General features: G+C 69.0%; 1 pseudogene. It reads right to left on the bottom strand.

Annotation, left to right across the window (positions count from 1 at the left end):
* Window positions 1-440 (bottom strand): annotated as a pseudogene (locus tag ELR45_RS22690) (phosphodiester glycosidase family protein); the annotation flags it as partial.
* Window positions 441-461: the final 21 nt, after the last annotated feature.

The following is a 461-nucleotide window of genomic DNA, read 5'->3' on the forward strand; positions in this document are numbered from 1 at the left end:
TGGAACGCGGGCTCGCCGTCGACGGCGACCTCACCTTCCAGGAAGATCTGCGCCAGCTCGAGAGCACCGCTCTCGGTCACGGCGACGGCCTGGTTCCGTCCCGGGGACGGCCCGTTGACGACACCGTGTTCCCGGCTGATGCCGGCGCCGAGCGGTGCGTAGGAGTTGTTGATGTCGAAGAAGTCACCGTTGATCGCGGCCGTGGCGCCGTCCCGCTCCGCGCCCGCCCGCACGGTCTGCTGCTCGGTGACCGTGCCAGAGAACTGGTAGTCGAAGGTCACATCGGAGTCGACGTCGACCGTGAGTACCGAGCCCGACGTCCAGCCGTCGGCTTCCAGGCTGGAGAAGGTGGTCAGCCCCATCCCCGGGGCGATGGCGATCTCCTCGCTCCCTGCCGGGACAGACTCGCCCGGGACATCGATGAGAGGCTCCGCCGTCACGTCGGCCGGCTCCACGCTCAG

The sequence above is a fragment of the Phytoactinopolyspora endophytica genome (assembly GCF_004138495.1).
In the GTDB taxonomy this organism is placed as follows: domain Bacteria; phylum Actinomycetota; class Actinomycetes; order Jiangellales; family Jiangellaceae; genus Phytoactinopolyspora; species Phytoactinopolyspora endophytica.